This window comes from Fibrobacter sp. UWB7 (assembly GCF_900142945.1).
Classification (GTDB): domain Bacteria; phylum Fibrobacterota; class Fibrobacteria; order Fibrobacterales; family Fibrobacteraceae; genus Fibrobacter.
The window spans coordinates 686,578-710,196 of the sequence record NZ_FRCO01000002.1; the positions used below are offsets into that span (position 1 = coordinate 686,578).

The 23,619-nt window shown below is 49.3% G+C and carries 20 protein-coding genes; 15 read left to right on the plus strand and 5 right to left on the minus strand.

All coding sequences use genetic code 11. From position 1 onward, the window contains the following. Nucleotides 1-10 precede the first annotated feature (10 nt). From BUC30_RS08345 to BUC30_RS08360, 4 genes are read right to left on the minus strand one after another with little or no spacing between them, the layout of a single operon-like run. Nucleotides 11-2,323, minus strand: a complete 2,313-nt coding sequence (locus BUC30_RS08345; protein WP_073424408.1) for an ankyrin repeat domain-containing protein — start codon at nucleotides 2,321-2,323, stop codon at nucleotides 11-13. Next, complete coding sequence (locus tag BUC30_RS08350) at nucleotides 2,324-3,301, minus strand: protein phosphatase 2C domain-containing protein (protein ID WP_073424409.1); 978 nt, start codon at nucleotides 3,299-3,301, stop codon at nucleotides 2,324-2,326. Nucleotides 3,302-3,317: 16 nt separating this feature from the next. Continuing rightward, a complete protein-coding gene (locus BUC30_RS08355) occupies nucleotides 3,318-4,088 on the minus strand; it encodes a vWA domain-containing protein (RefSeq protein WP_073424410.1) in 771 nt (256 codons plus the stop codon). A gap of 14 nt (nucleotides 4,089-4,102) precedes the next feature. Next, nucleotides 4,103-5,389, minus strand: a complete 1,287-nt coding sequence (locus BUC30_RS08360) for a protein kinase domain-containing protein (protein WP_073424411.1) — start codon at nucleotides 5,387-5,389, stop codon at nucleotides 4,103-4,105. A gap of 468 nt (nucleotides 5,390-5,857) precedes the next feature. On the opposite strand from BUC30_RS08360, the gene BUC30_RS08365 reads away from it, so the two are divergent. The 13 genes from BUC30_RS08365 (at nucleotide 5,858) to BUC30_RS08425 (ending at nucleotide 20,446) form a co-directional block, all read left to right on the plus strand. After that, entirely contained in the window at nucleotides 5,858-7,303 is a 1,446-nt protein-coding gene (locus BUC30_RS08365) for an anthranilate synthase component I family protein (RefSeq protein ID WP_073424412.1), read from the plus strand. 65 nt (nucleotides 7,304-7,368) lie between these two features. Further along, nucleotides 7,369-8,964 (plus strand): bifunctional anthranilate synthase component II/anthranilate phosphoribosyltransferase, encoded by a 1,596-nt coding sequence (locus BUC30_RS08370; protein ID WP_073424413.1) that lies wholly within the window; start codon nucleotides 7,369-7,371, stop codon nucleotides 8,962-8,964. A gap of 241 nt (nucleotides 8,965-9,205) precedes the next feature. Continuing rightward, complete coding sequence (locus BUC30_RS08375) at nucleotides 9,206-10,066, plus strand: 4Fe-4S binding protein (RefSeq protein WP_012819987.1); 861 nt, start codon at nucleotides 9,206-9,208, stop codon at nucleotides 10,064-10,066. 42 nt (nucleotides 10,067-10,108) lie between these two features. Beyond that, entirely contained in the window at nucleotides 10,109-11,872 is a 1,764-nt protein-coding gene (locus tag BUC30_RS08380) for an adenylyl-sulfate reductase subunit alpha (RefSeq protein ID WP_073424414.1), read from the plus strand. Continuing rightward, complete coding sequence (locus BUC30_RS08385; protein ID WP_073424415.1) at nucleotides 11,856-12,170, plus strand: 4Fe-4S dicluster domain-containing protein; 315 nt, start codon at nucleotides 11,856-11,858, stop codon at nucleotides 12,168-12,170. The genes BUC30_RS08380 and BUC30_RS08385 overlap by 17 nt, the downstream gene beginning before the upstream one ends. Before the next feature lie 10 nt (nucleotides 12,171-12,180). Continuing rightward, nucleotides 12,181-13,080, plus strand: a complete 900-nt coding sequence (gene cysD, locus BUC30_RS08390; RefSeq protein ID WP_073424416.1) for a sulfate adenylyltransferase subunit CysD — start codon at nucleotides 12,181-12,183, stop codon at nucleotides 13,078-13,080. Beyond that, on the plus strand, nucleotides 13,080-14,765 hold the full coding sequence (locus BUC30_RS08395; RefSeq protein ID WP_073424417.1) for a sulfate adenylyltransferase subunit 1: 1,686 nt from the start codon (nucleotides 13,080-13,082) through the stop codon (nucleotides 14,763-14,765). The genes cysD and BUC30_RS08395 overlap by 1 nt, the downstream gene beginning before the upstream one ends. 224 nt (nucleotides 14,766-14,989) lie before the next feature. Next, nucleotides 14,990-16,009, plus strand: a complete 1,020-nt coding sequence (locus BUC30_RS08400) for a hypothetical protein (RefSeq protein WP_073424418.1) — start codon at nucleotides 14,990-14,992, stop codon at nucleotides 16,007-16,009. Nucleotides 16,010-16,124: 115 nt separating this feature from the next. Next, entirely contained in the window at nucleotides 16,125-17,144 is a 1,020-nt protein-coding gene (locus BUC30_RS08405) for a sulfate ABC transporter substrate-binding protein (RefSeq protein WP_073424419.1), read from the plus strand. 155 nt (nucleotides 17,145-17,299) lie between these two features. Next, a complete protein-coding gene (gene cysT / locus BUC30_RS08410) occupies nucleotides 17,300-18,133 on the plus strand; it encodes a sulfate ABC transporter permease subunit CysT (RefSeq protein ID WP_073424420.1) in 834 nt (277 codons plus the stop codon). Further along, nucleotides 18,133-18,954 carry a sulfate ABC transporter permease subunit CysW gene (cysW, locus tag BUC30_RS08415; protein ID WP_073424421.1) on the plus strand — a complete coding sequence of 274 codons (822 nt, stop codon included), beginning with the start codon at nucleotides 18,133-18,135 and terminating at the stop codon, nucleotides 18,952-18,954. The genes cysT and cysW overlap by 1 nt, the downstream gene beginning before the upstream one ends. A gap of 11 nt (nucleotides 18,955-18,965) precedes the next feature. Beyond that, nucleotides 18,966-20,024, plus strand: coding sequence for an ABC transporter ATP-binding protein (locus BUC30_RS08420; RefSeq protein WP_073424422.1), 1,059 nt, complete (start codon nucleotides 18,966-18,968; stop codon nucleotides 20,022-20,024). Nucleotides 20,025-20,170: 146 nt separating this feature from the next. Beyond that, nucleotides 20,171-20,446 carry a hypothetical protein gene (locus BUC30_RS08425; protein ID WP_073424423.1) on the plus strand — a complete coding sequence of 92 codons (276 nt, stop codon included), beginning with the start codon at nucleotides 20,171-20,173 and terminating at the stop codon, nucleotides 20,444-20,446. Nucleotides 20,447-20,461: 15 nt separating this feature from the next. Here the strand turns inward: BUC30_RS08425 and BUC30_RS08430 are convergent, their stop codons facing one another. Further along, nucleotides 20,462-21,025, minus strand: coding sequence for a hydrolase (locus BUC30_RS08430; protein WP_073424424.1), 564 nt, complete (start codon nucleotides 21,023-21,025; stop codon nucleotides 20,462-20,464). Nucleotides 21,026-21,302: 277 nt separating this feature from the next. Between BUC30_RS08430 and BUC30_RS08435 the strand changes: the two genes are divergently transcribed. Together BUC30_RS08435 and BUC30_RS08440 are read left to right on the plus strand one after the other, a co-directional pair. Next, nucleotides 21,303-22,658 (plus strand): O-acetylhomoserine aminocarboxypropyltransferase/cysteine synthase family protein, encoded by a 1,356-nt coding sequence (locus BUC30_RS08435; protein ID WP_073424425.1) that lies wholly within the window; start codon nucleotides 21,303-21,305, stop codon nucleotides 22,656-22,658. Further along, nucleotides 22,658-23,617: a 50S ribosomal protein L11 methyltransferase gene (locus BUC30_RS08440; protein WP_073424426.1), complete on the plus strand. Its 960-nt coding sequence runs from the start codon at nucleotides 22,658-22,660 to the stop codon at nucleotides 23,615-23,617. Before BUC30_RS08435 ends, BUC30_RS08440 begins: the two co-directional genes overlap by 1 nt. Nucleotides 23,618-23,619 lie beyond the last annotated feature (2 nt).

Consider the following 23,619-nt stretch of genomic DNA (forward strand, 5'->3'; position numbering starts at 1 on the left):
GTTCCTACGCTCAGCTTGCGAGATCCTTGACCTTGTCCCAGAGCTTGGCGCCGGCGTTTTTGACGGATTTGAGACTTTTGCGAGCCTTTCCGAAAAAACTGTAATTATCAAGTTCGTCTTGCGCGGATTCATTGCCGACGTTTTCAGCGACATTCACAGGCTTATCGCCTTCGTTGTTCTCAACGGACGGATCAGCGCCGGCATCAACAAGCATTTTGACGATACGACCATTCGCATAACGCGCCGCAATATGGAGCGGACGGTTTCCATAAGCATCAACTCGGTTGACATTCGCATTTTTCTTGATCAAGAAAGCCACCAAATCCGTTCTATTCCGCTGGATGGCGTAAGCAAGCGGCGTTTCGCCCGCATTGTCCATCGCATCGACTTTTGCTCCATGCGAAAGGAGAACGTTCATCCACATCGTTCCATTCTGCATGCTCAAGGCACGATGCATCAGCGTTTTTCCGTTCGCAAAGACTCGAGTCGCAGAGCCCACATCGTTTGCAAGCAAGAACTGCAACGATTCCTTTTTCTGACCCATAAGCGCCTTTTCAACAGGCGCCATGCTTTTATACGGCAGCATCATATTGGCGCCCTTTGACTTCAGGAATTTCAGAGAAGACACATCATTATTTTCTACAGCATAATGAATTGCCGCACAACCAGTGTATTTTGACACATAATTGATATTCGCGCCCAACTGCAAATAGGACTTTGCCTGGTCCAAATTACGATGTTTTACAGCAGCCACAAAAAGGCTATCCCTATAGGTATAGTCAAACAGATATTTCGAGGTTTTGTTGTGGACAAAGGTCATGGGATTCTGCGCAGAAGAGTTCTTATCATACACGGAAAGCCCAAGCGACATCAGCTTTTGAGCGATCGCAAGATCGTTCTTCTTGACAGCCACGAAAAGTGCTGTTTCGCCCAAACGGTTCCTGGCGTGAATATCCGCACCCAATTTCTGCAATTCCGTAAACATCGTAAGATTGCGTGCAACCGCATAATGAATAAGCGGGACGCCATTTTCGTCCTTATCATTGACGCTTGCGCCATACCCAACAACTTCTTTCAGCAAATCAATATTACCCTTCTTGACGGCATCAAAAATCAGCTGATTTTTGAGCCTGTAATGGTTCAAGAACTTTTTGTTCACCGCATTCTTCGTCAATTTTTCAGCAAGCACACCTGCATTATCCGGAGTATTCACGTCAAGACCTAGTGCAATGAGATGCTTAAGGACTGGCACATTACCGTTCACAGCGGCATAATGGAGCAAAGTATTGCCTTTTTCATCCGTGTAATGCAAGTCTGCGCCATTTCTATACGCAAGCTTTGCATCAAGCGCAGCAATATTCCCCGCCTTGATGGCGTTCTGAATTTGCTCCACCTTGGTATACGCATCGTGAAGTACAAGCAAACTCTGCTGTGTCTTAGCATAATTCTTCAAATGCTCAAAGTTTTCCTGGATCCATTCATGCGGACGCGCCTGGACAAAAGGTTTCGCATAATAAGAGCATCCCGATTCAAGCGCAAGCTCTAGTGGAGTTCGCCCCATATTATCGGTCAAGCGCTCATCAGCGCCATGATGCAACAGCGTATCAATCAGCTCCGCAGAGCCAATCCTTACTGCATAATGCAAAGGCGCATCACCAACTGAGTCCTTGCTATTGACAAAGACTCCGTTATTCAACAAATCCGCAACGTACTTGGCATCGCCCACGGCACAAGCGGAGAATAGCTTTTCCATTTTACGCTTAGGGTCTTTCGGAATGTAGCCGTTATCGTACAAGACAAAATAAGCCACAGAAATCAAAAGCGTAGCACCAATCAACGTAAAAAGCAAGCCCCAAAGTCTTACTCGACGGGCTTTTACCAAAGCCACCTGCGAATACATCGCTGTTTCACGCGCTCTCTGTTGCGTAGAATCGCGCTCACGCTGCAGAGTTGTAATCTGCTGAGTCAACCCGACAAGAGTCCCCTCCAAAGTCGGCACAACGACATTCTTGACAAGCCCCAATGCATACGCATACGAGTCAATCACATAATCGCTCATCACGCGATCGAGCTTGGAATTCTCGGCAAAAGACTGTTTCTGCTTGCGAATGCAGAGGTTCAGGTCACTACGATTGCTTGCAAAACCGAGCATAGAACTCCCCACGCCCAGCTGCTCCGCAAGCACTATTGACGAACGGTATTCATAAAACGACTCACCGAGTTCATCGGCAAGCAACCCCCGCAATCTATGATCGCAGACAATGTCGTTACCATAAGTATCGACAAGCTGACGCATGATAATATGTAAGGGGCGCTTATTCATTTACTGTTCGTTTCCTTTTTTGTTGATGATCCCGGCAAGGCTCATGTCGTCCTTGCTGCCGTGCAAGCTCATATCGCTGAAACCTTCGTCCATACGGGCGACCGCCTGCTCTTTACCGATATCCAGATACATTTGCAAAAGCCGCATATAGAACCGGTTCAGACATTCAGGAGCCAAATCGTAATCGCCTACAGAATCCTCGATTCCATCGCTACACGCAAACACCGCAAACGGGAAATGCCCTGTACCGTCAAATGCGTAGCGGAACGAGTCCGCGGGATTCTTATCGCAAAGCGATGTCGTGTAGTTCAAGAAACACGTTGAATCCCACGGCACTGGCGGAGTCCAGTTTTCGTAAGGCTCGGCACTATCGTTCAGGCAAAGCAGTCTGCCATCGCCCACGTGAATCGCAAGCCAGCCCCACCGCGTCTGTACATAAGCCATCAGCGTTGAGCCATAAGCCTTCACCAAGTCGTTTTTGCCCAGGAGTTCCTTCTCAGCATCGGTCAGCGGGTTTTCTTGTGCGTCCTGCCGGATGGCGGCAACCCACTTTTCGCAAATTCGACGGCACACGTCGCGGATTAGCTTTTCTTGCGGCTGGATATTCCCAATCTGTTGCTGATACAGCATAGCTTGCTCTTCGCGAAGCTTCGCTGTTTCGGATTTTTCCTCCGATTTTTCAGACCAACAGGAATCCCCCACATCCGTGCGGGCTGTCACCGCCCCCGTCCGATTTCCAAGGAACTTGCGAGCATCTTCGGATTGCATGAACTGCATCAGTTCATCCTTTGCAATCCCAGCCGCAAGCCTTGCCCCAACATCACTCCGGACGTAAGACGGTGAACCATGCCCATCGCATACCACGATCAACTGGATTTCGCCATCATTATATTCTAGCGAGAAATCCTGGCACGGGATATTTGCAGGCAAATGCTTCGCCCCGACTTTGCTCACCGCAAACGTTTCAGCATTTTGCATACACACCTCAGACTCCCTAGTTCCAGCCCGACCAGTCATCGGAACCGGAATTCGCCTTGCTTGAACCCACATCGACTCCAGAAAGCGAGGCGTCATTAGCAACCGTATTCGAAATCGACTGCGCGACAAGCTGGTTCTGCGTTACCATTTCGGCACCAACAGATGCACTTTGGCTCGCCACTGTCGTTGCAGACACGCTGACCGTATGAATCATCTTCTTGAGCTGATCCACATTGTGAACCGTGATGACCGATTCCGAACTGCCCGTAAATTCCTGGAGCACACCATTGTTGGCGTCGTCACCGATAGCGATTGCCACTTTCACGCCCGCCTTGAACCAGCGATTTCCCTTGAGCTTTTCCAGCTTACGGACATATCCATCCGTCGGAGCGCCATCCGAAAGGAGGATAATGGCAGGTGCGCGGCACCCCGTCTTTTCGTCCATAAAACCATTGGACCTGGAAAGTTTAGCGTCCAGTTCCGCACAGGCGCTGCCAAACGCTGTCGTACCACTTGCGCTCAAATCCTGCCACTGGAACTTTTCGGCTTCAAGCGGCTGTTCATACATCCAGTTGACAGCGCTACTGAACTCGAGCACGGCAATCTTGATTTGCGAATCGCCGCAATTCTTGGAGATGTCGCCCACATCGTCAAGAGCGTCACGAACTGCCGTATTGAGCGAAGCAATCTTTGAACCGGACATACTGCCCGACGTATCCACCATAAAAATCAGATGCGTGACACGACGCGGGATCGGTTCCAACGCAAACGGGTCTTTTGTAGCCATATTCTATTCTCCTTTTATTCAATAACGGCAGTTTCGCCTTGATTTCCAAACTTGATCTTGTAACCTTTGCGGGCAGGCATGCCCTGACCATCCGCAACGACTCGCTGAGTGCCGTCCAAACACGTCACCGTCCAGGATTCGCCAGAATTATTGCAAAGCCCCACCTCATTGTTCTTGACGACGGTTCTGCCAACGACCTTGTCGTAATCGGTCGAGCCGTGGACTAGACATTCATGGAGCTTCTGTTCCATCATCAGCGGAATTTTAAACTTACCTACGCGCAACATTCTATAATCTCCAAAGGACTTATCGCAGTAAGCACACTTTTTGTCAACACAATCCGGGTCTGCAAATGAAAATTTTCCGCATTTCGGGCATTTGACAAAATCCGCACGCACCTGCAGCAAGATATCGCGCCATTCCTTATCCTTCACGCGGAGGTCTCCGTTTTGCAGAGCCTCCTTACTGAACGTCTTGCAGAATGCATCGCGCAATACCTTCGGATAGATATCCCAACGGCGCATCACATTCTTATGCAGACTCGGATCCGGCGCATTGCTCTTGTCGTTTGGATCCATAATAAATACGGCGTTATACCCCAAAAGTTGCCTTGCCATTTCCGGGTCGTTATCGCACGGACAAGAGAGATAACGCCTCCCCTCAAACGGACGGTTCATATAAATCAAGATGAACAGACAAACCGCAAGTGAATGGTAATCCGTCACTTTGCGCGGTCGGGACTGTCCTTCGACAATTTCGGGAGCCATATACCCCGCCTTGCCAAGAATGCCGAGGTCGTCGGTGCCATCGGGAGCCACGTTGTCGTTATCGCAAATCAGCACGTCACCCGTTTTAGGGTTAATAAAGAAGTTGCCATCGTTCATGTCCTGGTAGCTATAACCGTCGCGATGCAGGTCCAAAAAAGCCTTCACGAGTTGCATACAGGCGTTCAGCTGGGCATTCACATCGGCAAAACGGGCGGTCACCAAGATGAACTTGCTCATATCCACATAGCCTGCGGGGCGGATTTTCATCAAATAGCCAAAATCACCATTGGGGTCTTCGGCGACAGCCATCGGCCAAATAAAATGTTCGTTCGGCGTCTGGCGATTCGCATTGCGCTTCAGATTTTCACGGAAACGCTCACTCACCTTTTGCGTGTACCATTTTAACGCATACTCACTACCATTATAATTGACAGCGTAAACGATTCCCTGACCGCCGCGCCCCAATTCACGGACAACTTGACAAGTGTCACCGCCAGCGAGCGCGACCACATCCCCTTTTTTCAATTCGGACATAAAGCCTCCCAAAAATTTTTTCTTCATACTTATCGACTTGAGGGGGCAAAATGTCAAGTGTTTTTCAAGAAATCATAGGTCCTTCCGCCTTCGGCGTCAGGATGACAAGAGGCGGAGCCTCTGGATGACGAGATGCGGGTGTCAGGATGACGAGAAGCGGAGCCTCTGGATGACGAGAATCGCGAGTTTTTAAAATTTTTCAATAAATTTTAGACTGACCCCTTGCCATGCGCCATTTGGATTGATATTTTTGTGGCATGATGAATTTTGTTACAAATGCAACTCTCAACCGTCGTTGGTGGCGCGGACTCTAACATAGAGCCCGGTATTTGTTACAAATCACCCAAGATTTTTAGGCAAAGGCTTCCGGACTCACGGAGGCCTTCCTTTTTACCGAAAATTGACGAAATCCTCCGGGAAATAAAGCCTTTGCAAAACGCAAACGAGTTTTAAAACTAGAGGATTAAAATGACTAAGATTACTCACATCACCGAACGCCCGGGTTACGCTCCGCGTACTGACAGCATTTACGTCGCACTCCCCGGTGAACGTTACACCCCGTTTTCACTCGCCAAGAAGCTCGGCGCAAAGGCCATCTTCGAATCGGCAAGCTTTGACCACGGTCGCAGCCGCTATTCGACCTTGATGGTGGACGAAGGATTCCGCCTGCGCCAGAACGACAAGAACGTGAGCATTGTCGTGGACGGCAAGGAAAGCGAATTCTTGGCTGAAGGTGATGGCGATATTCTCGACGCCTTGCTCAAGATTTCCGCAGAAAACACGGTGCCGCCTAACCAGATTCCTATCCCGTCTTCGGGCGTGGGCTACCTGGGCTACGAATTCTGCGCCCGCTGCGATACGATTCGCCTCGCCCCGCAGGTGGATGAGCTCAACATTCCCGAAGCTGAATTTTTGGTCGGCCACATTTACATCGTGTTTGACCACTTCACCGAAAAGCTTCACTTATTCGCCCTGAACTACGAAGAACACCAGATTGACCTGAAGGCCGCAATTGAAAAGGTGAAGGCACGCCTTGCTGACCTCGACTTTAGCTACCTCGCTCCGGAAAAGCAGTACAGCAAGGGCATCACGATGACCGACCTCGAACAGTCCCGCAAGGAATACGTGGAAAAGGTCGCCGCTTTGCAGAAGCACATCGTGGCAGGCAACATTGTTCAGGCTGTGCCATCCCGCCGAATCCAGTTCGCAAGCGATATCGAAGCCCTCGACATTTACCGCCGCCTCCGTACGGTGAACCCGTCTCCGTACATGTTCTTCTTGGATTATGGCACGCACCAGTTCATCGGCGCATCTCCGGAAAGCTTGATCCGCGTGCGTGAAGGCATCGCCACCATCCACCCGATTGCAGGTACCCGCCGCCGCGGTAAGGACGACGCAGAAGACGAAGCATTGATGAAGAATTTGAAGGGCGATCCGAAGGAACGCGCAGAACACTTGATGCTCGTAGACCTCGCCCGCAATGACCTCGGCCGCGTTTGCGATGCCGGTACGGTCGAAACGACCAAGTACATGGAATGCGAAAAGTTCAGCCACGTGATCCACTTGGTCTCTGACGTGCAAGGTAAAGTTTCCAAGAACAAGAAGGCCATTGAAGTGCTGCGTTCCAGCTTCCCGGCAGGTACGGTGAGCGGTGCTCCGAAAATCAGCGCCATTGAAATTCTTTCTGGTCTCGAAAAAATCAAGCGTCGCTTCTACGCTGGCGCCGTGGGTTACATTGAATCGGACGGTGACTTGGATTTCTGCATCGCCATCCGTTGCTGCTTAAAGCAGGGCAAGACCATCAGCCTCCAGGCAGGCGGTGGCATTGTGGCAGCATCGAACGCTGACCGCGAATTTGAAGAAACGAACGAAAAGCTCGGAGCGATCAGGGCTGTACTGGAGGGTGACAACTAGATTGCTTCGGCTTTCAGCCTCGCAATGACGAAACACCCCAAAACTTTAAAAAAGAGATTACAACCATGATTATCATTATCGACAACTACGATTCTTTTACTTACAACGTTTATCAGGCTTTGGCCAAGATTACTACTGAAGAAATCCGCGTGCTCCGTAGCCGCGAATGCACCATTGCAGACATTGAAAAGTTGAACCCGAGCCGCCTCATTGTGAGCCCGGGCCCGGGCCGCCCCGAAGATGCCGGCATTTCCGTAGAAGCCATTAAGCACTTTGCAGGCAAGCTCCCGATTTTGGGCGTATGCCTCGGCCACCAGGCTATCGGCTACGCCTTTGGCGCAAAGATTGTGCAAGCCAAGTTCATCAAGCACGGCATCGCCGAAGAAATCGACCTCGACGGCAAGGGACTTTTCCGCACCATCGGCAAGAAGAACATCTTCACGCGTTACCACAGCTTGGTCATCGACGAATCTACGCTCCCGGGCGATTTCGAAGTGAGCGCACGCGCTACCGACGGCGACATCATGGGCATTCGCCACAAGACGCTCCCGATTGAAGGCGTACAGTTCCACCCGGAATCCATCGCTAGCGGCCGCGCCGACGAATTCTTCAAGGCTTTCCTCAACTACCGTCGCGAACCGCTCGATATCCGCGGAATCCTGAACACGCTTACTGCAGGCAAGGATTTGACTCGCGAGACCGCCGAAATGTTCATGGAAGACTTGACAGACGGTATCATGGACGAACGCCAGATGGCAGCAATCCTTACAGCACTTTCCAGCAAGGGCCCCGTGACCGAAGAAATTGCAGGCTGCGCCAAGGTGCTGAGCAGCAAGAAGCGCAAGTTCCCCTACAGCGGCGACGAACTCACCGATATCGTGGGTACCGGTGGCGACGGCAAGGGTAGCTTCAACGTGAGCTCTCTCTCCGGCCTTATCGCAGCAAGCTGTGGCGCCAAGATTGCCAAGCACGGCAACCGCGCTGTTTCGAGCAAGTCCGGCGCTGCCGACTTCTACACGGCTGCAGGTTTCAAGCTCGACATGACTCCGGAAAAAGCAGCAAGCGTCATCGACAAGACAAACTTCGTGTTCCTCATGGCTCCGGTTTACCACAGCGCTATGCGTTTTGCTGGCCCGGTTCGTGGCGCACTCGGCGTGAAGACCATCATGAATTTGCTCGGCCCCCTCACGAACCCGGCTGAAGCTAAGTACCTCATGCTCGGCGTTTACAGCAAGTCGATTCTCGAACCGTTCACGAAGGCTGCAAAGTCCCTCGGCGCAAAGCGCGTGATGGTCGCAATCTCTGATGACGGCTACGACGAAATCTCTCCGTGCGTCCCGACAACGATTGCAGAAATCTTGGAAGACGGCGAGTATCGCGAATACCGCATTGACCCGAAGGAATTCGGCGTCCCGGCTGTGGACCCGGAAGACCTCGCAGGCGGTACGGGCGTGGACAACTTCAACCTCGCTCTCGACGTGCTGAACGGCAAGGGCCGCCCGGGCATCAAGTACGCTTGCGCCCTGAACGCCGGCGCCGCTCTCTACATCAGCAACAAGGCTGCAAGCATCAAGGAAGGCTTCGACAAGGCGATTAAGGCTATGGAAGACGGCTCTGTTCTCAAGAAGATCGAGGAAGTCAAAGTCGCTACAAACGCGTAATTAGGTCCGCCGCGCTTGCTACCTTTGGGAGCGAGCGCAGGCAACGTCCTTTGTGATAAGTGCTCCGAGAAATCGGGGCATTTTTTTTATCAATAACACATTTTGACATTCATTTTTGTACCTTAAAATGCGTCGGACGAAACTACTAATAAAGTAATTCTATAAGTAGCGATATTTTTTTAGTATTGGACAAAGGGTTTTGCGTTCTCTATATTTGTTTCTCAAAAATGGGAGACATTCTATGGCAGTTGATTATTCTACTCTTAAAAAGGGCGGCTGGATGCGCCAGAAGCAGAAGAACAATTTCTCGTTGCGCGTTCGCGTTGTTGGTGGGAACCTCACGGCAACACAGCTTGCCAAAATCGCCGAAGTCGCTGAAAAATATGGCGAAGGTTACGCTCACTTGACTTCGAGGCAGAGCGTCGAGATTCCTTTCATCAAGCTTGAAAATATTGACGATGTGAAAAACGCACTTGCCGAGGGTGGCGTTGAACCAGGCGTTTGCGGAGCCCGCGTGCGTACCATTACGGCATGCCAGGGTGAAGCCGTTTGCCCGAGCGGTTGCATTGACACATACGCTATCGCCAAGGAACTTGATGACCGTTACTTTGCACGAGAACTTCCGCACAAGTTCAAATTCGGTGTGACGGGTTGCCAAAACAACTGTCTCAAGGCCGAAGAAAACGACGTGGGCATCAAGGGCGCCATCAAGGTGGATTGGCTCGAAGACAAGTGCATCGGTTGCGGGCTATGTGCAAAGGTTTGCCGCAAAGAGGCCATCAAGATCGAAAACAAGAAGGTCATTTTCGACAAGGAAAAATGCAATTACTGCGGCCGTTGTTACAAGTCCTGCCCCACTGACGCCTGGAGCCACATTCACGGCTACATCGTATCGTTTGGCGGGCTTTTCGGCAACAACATCAACAAGGGCGAAACGATTATTCCGTTTGTAGAAGACAAGCAGAAGCTCTTGGACATTTGCGATGCTGCGATTCAATTCTTTGCAGACAACGGAAAGAGCGGTGAACGTTTCAAGTACACGATTGACCGCGTAGGCCGCGATGTATTCGCAAAGAAAATCCAGGACGTATACAACGGTTAAGCGTTGACATAACAAGCCAGTATTCTAGCCACTTATTAACAAATGAAGATTGAAAAAATTAAGACAGACCTGCTGATAATTGGCGGCGGGACCGCTGGCTGTTATGCAGCCATTACCGCAAGTACTTTAGGTGCAGCGAAAGATGTCGCAGACATCAAGATATTGGTTGTCGAAAAGGCGAACATCAAGCGCAGCGGTTGCCTTGCAGCCGGTGTAAACGCGCTGAACGCCTACATTACCGAAGGCCGCACGCCCAGGGATTATGTGGAGTACGCCAAGAAAGACGCCGACGGAATCGTCCGCGAGGATTTGCTGTACAGTATTTCCGAGAAGTTCAACGAGGTCACGGCGCACTTGGAAAAGTTGGGCCTTGTCATCTTGAAGGACAAGGACGGCAAGTACGTCACTCGCGGGAATCGCAACATCAAAATCAACGGCGAAAACATCAAGCCGATTTTGGCAGCTGCGGTCGCGAAAGCTCCGAACGTTCAGGTGCTAAACCACGTGAACATTTTCGATTACTCTGTTCACAACAACAAAATTGATGGCGCTTTCGGTTTCGGAATCGAGAACGATACTTTTTACGCCATCGAGGCGCATGCGGTGATTATCGCCACAGGTGGTGCGGCCGGGCTTTACCGCCCGAACAATCCGGGATTTTCGCGGCATAAGATGTGGTATCCGCCGTTCAACACGGGCGCTGGCTATGCGATGGGAATCCGTCACGGAGCCGAGATGACGACGTTCGAGATGCGCTTTATTGCGCTGCGTTGCAAGGATACGATTGCCCCGACGGGCACGCTTGCGCAGGGCGTGGGGGCAAAGCAGATAAATTCGCTTGGTGAAGTTTACGAGACAAAGTACGGCATTTCAACTTCGGAACGCGTGTACGGAACAGTGGCAGAAAACCTGGAAGGCCGCGGGCCGTGCTATTTGCGCACCGTCGGGATTACGCCCGCACAGGAAGACTCGCTTTTAAAGGCATACCTGAACATGGCTCCGTCGCAGACGATCCGCTGGATTGAAAACGGTACGCCGTCAAAAGCAAATGTGGAAATTGAAGGCACGGAGCCTTACATTGTAGGCGGCCACACCGCAAGCGGCTACTGGGTCAATACCAAGCGTGCAACGACAATTGACGGGCTTTACGCTGCAGGCGATGTTGCCGGTGGAGCCCCGCAAAAATACGTGACGGGCGCGCTTGCCGAAGGCGAGATTGCGGCGAAGAGTGCAGTGGAATATATCAATGCGGTAGATTGCCGCACCCCCTTACAGGGGGTTCGCAATGACGTAGATGCTGATCCTCGCGAAGACGTAGACGCCAAAGCAACCATCAAGGAAGCAGAAATCGCCCGACATGTCGCAGAAATCGAAACATATTTATCGCAGAAAAACTCGCTGTACACTACAGAACAACTTGAAGAAGCCATGCAAATAGCCATGGACGAATATGCAGGCGGAATCAAGACGGGCTATGGCTACAGCGAAAAGCATCTCAATATTGCCAAAGAAAAAATTGACGAAATTGAAAGCCTTACAGACAAGCTTAGCGCAGCCGATTTGCAAGAAGTGATGTACATCTACGAACTCAAGGAACGTCTAACAGTTTGCAAGAGCGTGATAGCCCACCTCAAGGCACGTCACGAAACACGTTGGCATAGTTTTGCAGAAAACCTGGACTACCCCGAAAAGGACAACGCAAACTTCCGCAAGTACGTCAATTCAAGACTCGAAAACGGCGAAATCAAAATCATCTTGCGCGACCTCACCGCAGAAGGGCAAAAGAACTATGAGCATCAGCATTGATCAAAGCAAATGTATCGGCTGCAGGAGATGCCACGACGTATGCCCCGGCACGCTAATCAAGATAAATGAAGACAAAAAAGCATTTATCAAATACCCCAAAGATTGCTGGGGTTGCACATCGTGCATCAAGGAATGCCCTGTTCACGCCATCCAATTTTTCCTCGGTGAAGACATTGGCGGCAAGGGAAGCAAGGTACATACCGAAAAAGTAAACGGTCTAATTCGCTGGATTGTGGAATTCCCAGACGGGAGCGTCAAATCCATTGACATTGACCCTAAAGAATCAAATAAATACTAGGAGTTTCACAGTGAGCGAATTTTCACACCTCGACGAGCTGGAAGCCGAAGCCATTTACATCATCCGCGAAGTCGCCGCTGAATGCGAAAAGCCGGTGATGCTTTATTCCATTGGCAAGGACAGTTCTGTCATGCTGCATTTAGCCATCAAGGCATTCTACCCCGAAAAGCCTCCTTTCCCGTTTTTGCACGTCAATACGACCTGGAAATTTCGCGAAATGATTGAATTTCGCGATAGGATTGCAAAAAAGTACGGCATTGAAATGCTGGAGCATATCAACCAGGATGGCGTCAAACAAGGCATTAACCCATTTGACCATGGTGCCGCCTATACCGACATCATGAAGACGCAGGCTTTAAAGCAAGCCCTCAACAAATACGGTTTTACAGCCGCATTTGGCGGAGGCCGCCGCGACGAAGAAAAGTCTCGCGCCAAGGAACGCATTTTTTCGTTCCGCAATTCAGCACACGCTTGGGACCCGAAAAACCAGCGTCCGGAAATGTGGAAGCTTTACAACACCAAGATTAACAAGGGCGAAAGCATCCGCGTTTTTCCGATTTCGAACTGGACCGAAAAGGACATCTGGCAGTACATCAAACGCGAAAAGATTGATATCGTGCCGCTTTACTTTGCGGCACCGCGCCCGGTTGTGGTGCGCGATGGCAACATCATCATGGTGGACGACGAACGTTTCCCGCTGCGCGAAGGCGAAACGCCCGAAATCAAGTCGGTGCGCTTCCGTACGCTCGGTTGCTACCCGCTTACAGGCGGCATAGAATCAACAGCTACAACACTTGACGAAATCATTGACGAAACTTTGAGCGCCGTATCTTCGGAAAGAACATCGCGCGTGATTGACAACGAAGCCGCCGGCAGCATGGAACGCCGCAAGAGGGAGGGCTATTTCTAATGAAAGGTTTATTGAAGTTTATTACTTGCGGTAGCGTTGACGACGGAAAATCAACCCTTATCGGTCATATTCTTTACGATTCCAAATTGCTTTACACCGACCAAGAAAAGGCTCTGGAATTAGACAGTAAAGTTGGTAGCCGCAGCGGTAAAATCGACTATTCACTTTTGCTCGACGGTCTCATGGCTGAACGCGAACAAGGCATTACCATAGATGTCGCGTACCGCTATTTTACAACGGACCATCGCAGTTTTATTGTTGCCGATACACCGGGGCATGAAGAATACACACGCAACATGGCAGTAGGTGCATCATTTGCCGACCTCGCCGTGATTCTCGTAGATGCATCGCAGGGTGTTCTCGTGCAGACGCGCAGACACGCTCGTATTTGCAGACTGATGGGCATCCGCCACTTCGTCTTTGCCGTGAACAAGATGGATCTTGTGGGTTACAGCGAAGAGGTATTCAACAAAATCAAGGTACAAATTGCAGAACTTGCACAGACTCATTCCTTGAGCAACATCCAAGTTATTCCGCTCTCGGCAACGGAAGGCGACAACGTTACCATCAAATCGAAAAACATTGCATGGTATCAAGGCCCAGCTTTACTCGAATACCTTGAAAATGTCGATACATCAAGCACTGCTCAAGAAAAGGGATTTTACATGCCCGTGCAGCGCGTGAGCCGCCCTGACCGCACATTCCGCGGATTCCAGGGGCAGATTGAATCAGGAACAGTTCGAGTCGGAGACGTCATCAAATCCCTCCCGAGTTACGAGAAAGCATCCGTCAAAAGCATTCTCTACACAAACAGGAATGTCGAAGAAGCCCACGCTGGCGAACCGGTCACGATTACGCTTGACCGTGAAGTTGACGTATCGAGAGGTTGCGTGCTCGCTAGAGATGCAAGCATCGGTAGCTACAAGAAAATCAAGGCGTCACTTTTGTGGATGGATGACGAGCCGCTTTCGCTAGGCAAAGACTACCTCGTCAAAATCGGGACAAAGATTATTCCTGGAACACTCACGAAAATCGACTATGCCATTGACGTGAACACAGGCGCACACTTAGAAACCGAAAGCATTTCCAAAAACGGGATTGCCGTCTGCGAACTTGTTTTCGCCGAAGCCATTGTCGTTGATCTTTTTGAAAAGCACAAAACGCTTGGCGAGCTCATTCTCATTGACATCGTAACGCATGCAACAGCCGCTTGCGGCGTTGTTGAAGGGCTCTACGAAAAGCAACTTCAATCCAACGAAAAGGCAGCCTTTGTGCAAGGCGAGCGCCATGGTCGAGGAGAAATTTTTGAAGAATTTTTCTACGATACAGCAACGCTCTCTGTCGTAAAACAGCAACCCGTAAAGCAACACTACACGGTTGGCGACGAAATTCCCACCACAGGCGAAAGCTACCACTACCCCGATGATTTTGATATCATCATTTTGCGAGACAGTATCGCCGTCAAGGTTCGTGGCAAGCGCATCGAGGAAATCACCACGGCAGAGGAATACCACTACGGAAACGTTCCCGTCATCAATGGACGCGGCTTTGAAATCAAGGCCCATTCCGATGAAGACGTGAAGCAGTTGCTCAACGAATACGAAAAAGCAGGTATCGCAGGTCGTGAAGAATTCTTCCGCAAGTGGGCTTCATTTAATACATATCGCAAAGTCGTATTACACTAAATCACTTTTGCTTCTTCACCACCATAATGCTCGGCACACCACCGAGCATTTCTTATTTTAAATAAAATAATCAAAAATTACAAATAAATTTCACAATAGCAAAAATCAATATCTCAGCATAAAAATTTAGTATTAGACAAAGTGAAAAACGCGTTCTATATTTTGCCGCACAAAAAACAAAACACACAACAACAACAATAAAAAACAATAACAAGGAGTTACGAATGAACCAGACAATATCCAAGATTTTGATTACAACAGCACTGGTATCATCCATTTGCTCTGCTGCAGAATCTGCTAACGAAAGCACATTTAAGCTGACAGGAAATGTTCAAGCACAGGCAATCAAATCACTTTACGACAACGATGCCGACAACACGCTCGACAATTCCTTCTTGCGTGCAAATATCGGTGCAAAGTACAACTCTGAAAATCTCAGCGCCGTAATTAACTTGCGCATTTTCAGCCCGGCTTTCGGCAATACGATTGAAGGCAAGAACTACGACAAGATTTCTGCAGATACATACTATGCCAACTACAAGTGGGATACCGAATACGGCAAGTTCAATGTTCAATTCGGTCGTTTTCGTACTGACTGGAGTGTTGGCGGTAACTTCGGTACTTATGTTGATGTCGCCCTCAACAAGCGTGGATTCCTCGCCCGCGATTACCAGCATGATGCAATCGCTTTTGGTCACGAAAACGGCATTTCCACATTCAACGCCTTGCTCGGTACTTATGATGCCAAGTTCAACACGGGTTACATCCGCCTTGAAGAAACGCTTAAGTTTGGCGACGCCAAGGTGAGTGCAGCCTATCGCGTGAACGCACTTGATCCGATTCAGCATACGGCTCAGGTGACGCACCGCGTTGCAGGTCGCGCAAGCTACTACTTCCAAAAGAATTTTGGCCTTTACGGTGAAGTCGCTTTGATCGCTACCGGTGATGAAGAAAATCTTAAGGCAGCAAACGCCATCAAGCCTGAATACGCTCAGGATTCGCGATACATTCCGTTCTTCGTCGGTTTGGAAATTCCGACCGCAGGTTTCTTGAGCAATCTGTACGCAGAATTGGAATACCTCTCTAACCGAGACGAATTGCAGGCCGGTGCCGATGGAATCGCATGGACCGTAAGCTTCATCAAGAAAATCAACGATTATTCTAAAATCCAGGTGAACGTCTATAGTGAAAAGAAGGCTTCTGACGTTGCTCTTGCCGCACGATTCACTGCATCGCTCAAATAAAACTTAGCACATCCCCGAGCGCCCTCAGCACAGCTCACGCTTCTTTGATCCATTCCGCTGAGGGCGTTTCTAAAAAAAAACAACCAAAACATTTAAACAAAAAGAGGTTTAAAACATGAATTTCAAAAAAATTACTATAGCATCCATCGCTCTTCTCTCCATCGTTTTCACCGCCTGCTCTTCTTCGGACAGCAAGACCGAAAGTACAAAGCAAACACTTACTAACGTGTCTTACGACCCGACGCGTGAGCTCTACGCCAACTACAACCAGGTCTTTGCTAAGCACTGGAAGGAAAAGACCGGCAAGGATGTGGAAATCACGCAGTCCCACGGCGGTTCTGGCAAGCAGGCTTTGGAAGTCGCCAACGGCCTCGAAGCTGACGTTGTAACGCTCGCCCTTGAATACGACGTGAACGCTGTGCGCGATGCAGGCCTTATCGAAGATGGCTGGGTCAAGGAATTTCCGCTGAACAGCGCTCCTTACACCTCCACCATCGTCTTCCTCGTTCGCAAGGGTAACCCGAAGAATCTCAAGGACTGGGGCGACCTCGTCAAAGACGGCATCGGAGTCATCACGCCGAACCCGAAAACTTCTGGCGGCGCACGCTGGAACTATCTCGCCGCTTGGGCATGGGCCGAAAAACAGTACAACGGCGACGAAGCCAAGGTCAAGGAATTCGTGAAGAAGCTCTACAAGAACGTGCTCGTACTCGCTTCTGGCGCTCGCGGCTCTACGACGACATTCATCGAAAACGGCCAGGGCGATGTTTTGCTCGCTTGGGAAAACGAAGCATTCCTCTCGCTCAAGGACTACCCCAAGGACTACGAAATCGTCATCCCTAGCGTAAGCATCTTGGCAGAACCGTCTGTCGCAATTGTAGACAAGGTTGTTGACAAGCGCGGCACCCGCGAACTTGCCACCGAATACCTGAACTTCCTCTACAGCGACGAAGGCCAGCACATTGCAGCCAAGAACCACTACCGTCCTTCCAACAAGGCCATTCTTGACCAGTACAAGGAATTTGACCAAAACGTGAACCTGATTGACATCAGCTACTTCGGCGGTTGGGACAAGGCTCAAAAAACGCACTTCTCCAACGGTGGCATTTTCGACCAGATTTACGAAAAGAAGTAATCTATCTCCATAGAAACAGTCCTCGCTCACAAACAGGCGAGGATTTTTCATACAATCAGGCAATTACTTTATCTATTATAAAAAAATTTAATAACAGACGCTAGAAATAAAATATTGGACAAGCTGAAAAGTGCGTTCTATATTTGAGCCCAATTATGAAAAGAACAAATAGAAGTGTTATACCAGGTTTCGGCCTTACTACAGGCATCACGCTCGCCATTTTGAGCGTTGTCGTGCTCATTCCGCTCGCATCGCTTGTGGTGTTTACGGCGCAAATGAGTTTTGACGAAATTATAGAGACCATTACGCGCGACCGAGTGCTCTCTAGCTTTCGTGTGAGTTTTACAACTGCATTTATCGCATCGCTCATCAATGCAGTAATGGGCATCATTCTTGCGTGGGTTCTTGTAAAATACACATTTCCACTCAAACGATTGATTGACGGAATGATCGAACTTCCATTTGCCTTGCCGACAGCCGTGGCGGGCATCGCTCTCACGGCACTCACAGCAGATACAGGCCTTGTGGGCGGATTCTTTGCAAAATTCGGCATCAAAATTGCCTTTACGCAAATCGGCATTACGGTTGCGCTCGTGTTTATCGGCATTCCATTTGTAGTACGTGCAGTGCAGCCCGTACTCGAGAAACTGGACCCTGCATACGAAGAAGCCGCAGGCGTGCTAGGCGCATCACGGGGCCGCATTTTCTGGAAAGTGATTTTCCCAGAGATCGTACCAGCCGCATTGACGGGATTCGGGCTTGCGTTCGGGCGTTGCCTCGGTGAATATGGCAGCGTCGTTTTCATCGCAGGCAACAAGCCATTCGAAACAGAAATTGCACCGCTAATTATCATGTCAGAACTGCAGGAATACGATTACGCGAGTGCGACGACAATTGCGCTTGTCATGCTCGTAGCCTCGTTTGTAACGCTTTTCCTCGTGAACTTAATACAAACAAGAAATACCAAAATTCTGAAAGGAGGCGCTTAATGTACAAAGAAACGACTTCTTCAAAGATTGTCAAATGGTCCTTGATTGGCATAAGCATCGCCTTTGTGGTGCTCATGCTTTTACTCCCCTTGATTACAGTTATCGCCGAAGCATTCAAGCAAGGATTTGACATTTATGCAAAGGCTGTTAGCGACAACTACACCATCAAAGCCATTTGGCTCACCCTCGAAGCGACTTTACTTGCGGTCATCATCAACACCGTTTTCGGCTTGAGCGCAGCATGGTCACTCACCAAGTTCCATTTCAAAGGCAAAAAAGTCCTTACGACATTGATAGACTTGCCGGTAACGGTTTCACCGATTATCGCAGGTCTTATCTTCTTGCTCACGTTCGGACGCCAAAGCCCCATTTACCCGCTATTGCAAAGTTGGGACATCAAGATAGTCTTTGCCGTACCTAGCATTGTTCTTGCAACGATTTTCGTCACGTTCCCGTTCATTTCGCGCGAATTGATTCCCGTTCTGGAAGCTCGCGGAAACGACGAAGAAGAGGCCGCCGCGCTGATGGGCGCTAAAGGCTGGACCATTTTCCGCAAGATTACATTTCCGCACATCAAGTGGGCATTTCTGTACGGCGTGGTGCTCTGCGCCGCCCGTGCCATGGGTGAATTCGGCGCCGTCTCGGTCATCTCCGGGCACTTGCGCGGAAAGACGAACACCCTACCCTTGCACGTAGAAATTCTCTTCAACGAATTCCAATACGTGCCCGCTTTTGCAGTTTCGTCAATTCTTGTGATGCTAGCCATCGCCATTTTGATTGCACGAAGCGCGATTGAATACAGAGGTCGAAAGAAAATATAATAGGAGTTTTTATGTACGTAGAATTAAAAAACATCAACAAGCATTTTGGCAATTTCAAGGCATCAGACAACGTTTCTTTCGGCATCGAAAAAGGCAAACTCATCGGCCTCCTGGGCCCGAGTGGTTCCGGAAAGACGACCATACTCCGCATGATCGCAGGACTTGAAAATCCCGATAGCGGAGAAATAATCATCGACGGGAAAGTCATCAACAACGTCCCAGCAAGCAAGCGCGGCATCGGCTTTGTGTTCCAAAGCTATGCGCTATTCCGCTACATGACCGTTTTCGAAAACATTGCATTTGGCCTTCGCGTGCTCAAGAAATCCGAAAACGAAATCAAGGAACGCGTCGCCGAACTGGTAAAGCTCATCGGCCTTGAAGGTCTCGAAAACCGCTACCCGAGCCAACTTTCGGGCGGCCAGCGCCAACGTGTCGCATTTGCACGCGCACTCGCGCCAAATCCACAGTTACTTTTGCTCGACGAGCCATTCGCCGCCATTGACGCGAAAGTCCGCCAAGAACTGCGCCACTGGCTCAAGGAGATGATTGCAAAGCTCGGTGTCACAAGTATTTTCGTGACCCATGACCAGGACGAAGCCATCGAAGTCGCCGACGAAATCATCATCACAAACAAAGGACGCATCGATCAAATTGGCAAGCCACTAGAAGTTTACAGCAAGCCCAAAACCGCTTTTGTAGCCTCGTTCTTTGGACAACCAAGCATTTTTAAAGATTACAACAAGTTCCAAAGCTTTGACTCAATCCCGAATGTTGACCAAGCGATAGTCCGCCCTGAATTTGTCAAGGTCACCAAGAAAAACGAAGTTCAAAAATTCAAGAATTCTGCCGAAGAAGGTGTCGTGACAGACGTCGCATTCCGCGGGAGTGGCATCGAAATCACAGTACTCGTCAACGGAGAAACTCTTACCGCGCGCCGCTCTTTCGACGAGCCTAGTATTTCCGTCGGCGAAAAAGTCGATGTATTCATTTACCGTCTCTTTGTGACCGTAGGCAATTACGCGTTCTTACTCGAAAACAAATCTATTCGCGAACCAATCGTCGTCATTTAGCAATCCAAAACAACCAAAAACACAAGACGCTCCGATATTTTTCGGAGCGTTTTCTGTCATTTTTAATCATACTTTTTTCTGTTTTTTTTTAATTCCCTTGATTATGTAGAAAAAAGAAATATCTTTTGGCATCAGGAATATCAGCTATGAAGAATTTTTTGGTGTCAACAAAAGACAAAATTGTAAAAAAATTACAAAGTTTCTCGTTCAGAACAGGTATAATCGTTTTACTGCTCTGCATTCCCTTTTACATATTGTCATTTGCGCAAATGGCGCTCCCCATTTCAGCAGAAGCCAAGGGCGTGTTATGGGTTGTACTTTTTGGACTAGCCAAGACTTTTCAGTACAGCGGGCTTTCCATTTTGGGCGTTGAAGGCGTAAAAAGACTCAAGAATTTTTTCAAGAAAAAATCCGCCGCCTAAATCACGGCGTAAAAATCACGGTCTGAAAGTCTTCAGCGCAGCAATCGTGCGGGAGATGAGGTCATTCAGTTCCCAGCCAAGCAGATTTGCGCCGCGTTCAATCACTTCGCGAGAGCAGCCTGCCGCAAATTTCGGGGACTTGTACTTTTTCAAGACCGATTTCAGTTCCAAATCCTGCACACTCTTGGACGGACGCATCAAAACGACCGCACCAATCAAGCCCGTGAGTTCGTCAACGGCATAAAGCACTTTTTCCATTTCGTGTTCCGGCTTGACATCCACCGTGATAGACCAGCCGTGGCTCGTCGTCGCGTGAATCAGCTCTTCCGAAAGGCACGCCTCTTGCATCAATTCGCGTTCCTTGATGCAATGCTGTTCCGGCCACAATTCAAAATCAAGGTCGTGCAAGAGACCGACAATTCCCCAGAATTCTTCGTCTTCGCCATAACCCAGTTCACGAGCAAAATAACGCATCGTATTTTCTACGATTTCGCCATGTTCAAGGTGGAACGGATCCTTATTGTATTTCTTAAGGAGTTCAAGCGCTCCTTCGCGTGTAATATTTGCTGATAATGCCATGGCTCGAAATATAAGAATTTTATGGGGATGATTGACAGCATTCTCCCACGAATTTTTGCGCGTCATAAAGCAAAATGCGGCGTGCTATAAGTTTTTCTAATTACTGATAATTGCTTATTTCGATAGACACCCCACGCACACTAAATTACTAATAAATTAATCTTATAACCTACAATATTAATTAAGTATTGGACAAGGCAATAGTTGCGTTCTATATTTTCGCCGTACAAATAGAATTATTCAAGAGCAAATATTTTGCTAAAGAGGAGTTTTTAAAATGACAAAGAATACATCAAAAAAGAAAATTGAATCTGCAAAGATTACCGCTAACGTTACCGATCCGAGCACATGGAATTTTGCAACAAAGTGTTTACAGGCAGGATGGAAACCCAAGATTGGCGAGCCGCGCGTACTCCCGATTTTCCAGTCCACGACTTACAAGTACGAAGACGTCGATGAAGTGGAACGCCTCTTTGCACTCAAGCAATCAGGCAACAAATACACCCGCACAGGGAACCCGACCGTAGCAGCATTTGAAAGCAAGATTACGGAACTCGAAGGCGGCGTGGGGGCAGTCGCAACAGCATCGGGGCAAGCCGCAGTCCTCCTTGCGATTTCGAACCTCGTGAAAGCAGGCGACCACATCGTTGCAAGCAAAACCATTTACGGCGGCAGCTACACATTGCTCAGCGTAAGACTTTCCAAGCTCGGCATTGAAACGACATTCATCGACCCGGAAGATTCCATTGCAGAACTCCGCAAAGCATTCCGCCCGAACACCAAGCTCATTTTCGGCGAAACGATTGGCAACCCCGCCTTGGGCATTTTGGACTTTGAAAAGTTTTCCAAGCTCGCCAAGGAATTTGACGTTCCCTTCCTCGTTGATAACACGCTCGCAACGCCATTTCTCGTGAAGCCTTTGAAACTCGGCGCAAACGTTGTCATTCATTCGGCCACAAAGTACATCGACGGTCACGCCGTTGCGCTCGGCGGTGTCGTCATTGACGGTGGCAATTACAACTGGGAAAACGGTAAGTTCCCAGACCTCGTGGAACCGGACGCACAATATGCGAACACTTCCTATACTCAAAAATTTGGACGTGCAGCATTTATCGCAAAGGCTCGCGCTCAATTCTTGCGCGATTATGGCGCCGCATTAAGCCCGTTCAACGCATTCCTTTTGAATTTGGGCCTTGAAACGCTCCATTTGCGAATGCCGCAACACAGCAACAACGCACTCGCATTGGCAGAATTTTTGTCCAAGCACCCCGCCGTGAATTGGGTCAGCTATCCGGGACTCAAATCTAGCCCATATTTCAAGCGCATCCGCAAATACTTTGATTTCCAAGGCGGCAGCGGCGTACTCACATTCGGCCTCAAGGGTGGCAGAGCTGCCATCCGCTCGTTTGTCAAAGCTTTGAAAGTTGCCGCCCTCGTCGTTCACGTTGGTGACGCACGCACAAGCGTTTTGCACCCGGCAACAAGCACACATTCGCAGCTTTCGCCTAAAGACAGACTCGCCGCAGGCATCCCCGAAGATATGATTCGCGTATCCGTTGGCATCGAAGACCCGCGCGACATCATCGCTGACTTTGAACAAGCTATTGCAGCAAGCACCAAAGGCGGTAAGTAATGAGTATCGTTGTAGATGTCAATAAATACCTTGCATTAAATGGTGCGACAAAGCGCATCAAAGATTACCTCTCTATTGAAGTTGCCGATCACGCCTACCTGCCGAAAACAGAAGACATTAAAAGCGACTGGGTCGCCTACATTGCAGCCCCCGCATTCAAGCTGATTCGCGAAAAATTGGGTCACGACATTGATTCATTCGTTTCCATCGGCACAGGCTCCGGCATTGACGTGTTGGCCGGCATTGAACTTTTGGGAGCAAAGCGCGTAGGCTTCACGGATTTGCAAAGAAGCGTTGTTGCAGCCGCGGCACAGAACGTTCGAAGCAATATCAAAGAGACCTCCAAAATCGAATTTGAATTCGGCAACGGCGACCTTTTGCAACCGCTCCAAAACGGCAAGCGAAATTACGATGTGATTTACGAAAACCTCCCCAACGTGCCGCTCGCAAACAACACAAAGATTGAAGACAAACGCAATAGCGGCCATTACTTGGAAAAGCGCGAAGAAACAATCCCCGAATTTGTACATGAGCAAATGCTCGACTTGCATTATCTTGCACTCAAGCAAGCTCGCGATTACTTGGCAAAAAACGGCGCCGTCTATTCCACGCTCGGCGGGCGCGTTCCACTCAGCGCATTCATCAAACTCGGAGAATTGGCAGGACTCCATTCTGAAATTTTCACGTATTCCTGGAAAGTCCAAGCCGAGCCGGAAGATGTGATTTCGGGATACGCCGCGCAAGAAAAAGCTGGCCTCGGCCCGTTCAGATTCTACCGCGCTGAAGACTTGCAAAAAGCATTCGCAAACATTTCTGTCAAGGATTCCGGCAAACGGGCTTTTGAAATTGAAAAAACTCTCGATTCCGTAAAGCTTACCGCAACCGCCGCATACGAAGCGTTCAAAAAAGGCGAAGTCATCGGCCATACCGTCGCCGTGTTAAAATCAAGTTTAAAATAGAG

Bases quoted from the DNA above. Each gene is read 5' to 3' on its own strand.
- cysT (WP_073424420.1), top strand. From the start codon at position 17,300: ATGAAAAGAACAAATAGAAGTGTTATACCAGGTTTCGGCCTTACTACA.
- BUC30_RS08365 (WP_073424412.1), top strand. From the start codon at position 5,858: ATGACTAAGATTACTCACATCACCGAACGCCCGGGTTACGCTCCGCGT.
- BUC30_RS08420 (WP_073424422.1), top strand. From the start codon at position 18,966: ATGTACGTAGAATTAAAAAACATCAACAAGCATTTTGGCAATTTCAAG.
- BUC30_RS08400 (WP_073424418.1), top strand. From the start codon at position 14,990: ATGAACCAGACAATATCCAAGATTTTGATTACAACAGCACTGGTATCA.
- BUC30_RS08440 (WP_073424426.1), top strand. From the start codon at position 22,658: ATGAGTATCGTTGTAGATGTCAATAAATACCTTGCATTAAATGGTGCG.
- BUC30_RS08360 (WP_073424411.1), bottom strand. From the start codon at position 5,389: ATGTCCGAATTGAAAAAAGGGGATGTGGTCGCGCTCGCTGGCGGTGAC.
- BUC30_RS08395 (WP_073424417.1), top strand. From the start codon at position 13,080: ATGAAAGGTTTATTGAAGTTTATTACTTGCGGTAGCGTTGACGACGGA.
- BUC30_RS08380 (WP_073424414.1), top strand. From the start codon at position 10,109: ATGAAGATTGAAAAAATTAAGACAGACCTGCTGATAATTGGCGGCGGG.
- BUC30_RS08435 (WP_073424425.1), top strand. From the start codon at position 21,303: ATGACAAAGAATACATCAAAAAAGAAAATTGAATCTGCAAAGATTACC.
- BUC30_RS08350 (WP_073424409.1), bottom strand. From the start codon at position 3,301: ATGCAAAATGCTGAAACGTTTGCGGTGAGCAAAGTCGGGGCGAAGCAT.
- cysW (WP_073424421.1), top strand. From the start codon at position 18,133: ATGTACAAAGAAACGACTTCTTCAAAGATTGTCAAATGGTCCTTGATT.
- BUC30_RS08355 (WP_073424410.1), bottom strand. From the start codon at position 4,088: ATGGCTACAAAAGACCCGTTTGCGTTGGAACCGATCCCGCGTCGTGTC.
- BUC30_RS08425 (WP_073424423.1), top strand. From the start codon at position 20,171: ATGAAGAATTTTTTGGTGTCAACAAAAGACAAAATTGTAAAAAAATTA.
- BUC30_RS08375 (WP_012819987.1), top strand. From the start codon at position 9,206: ATGGCAGTTGATTATTCTACTCTTAAAAAGGGCGGCTGGATGCGCCAG.
- BUC30_RS08370 (WP_073424413.1), top strand. From the start codon at position 7,369: ATGATTATCATTATCGACAACTACGATTCTTTTACTTACAACGTTTAT.
- BUC30_RS08405 (WP_073424419.1), top strand. From the start codon at position 16,125: ATGAATTTCAAAAAAATTACTATAGCATCCATCGCTCTTCTCTCCATC.
- BUC30_RS08345 (WP_073424408.1), bottom strand. From the start codon at position 2,323: ATGAATAAGCGCCCCTTACATATTATCATGCGTCAGCTTGTCGATACT.
- BUC30_RS08430 (WP_073424424.1), bottom strand. From the start codon at position 21,025: ATGGCATTATCAGCAAATATTACACGCGAAGGAGCGCTTGAACTCCTT.
- BUC30_RS08385 (WP_073424415.1), top strand. From the start codon at position 11,856: ATGAGCATCAGCATTGATCAAAGCAAATGTATCGGCTGCAGGAGATGC.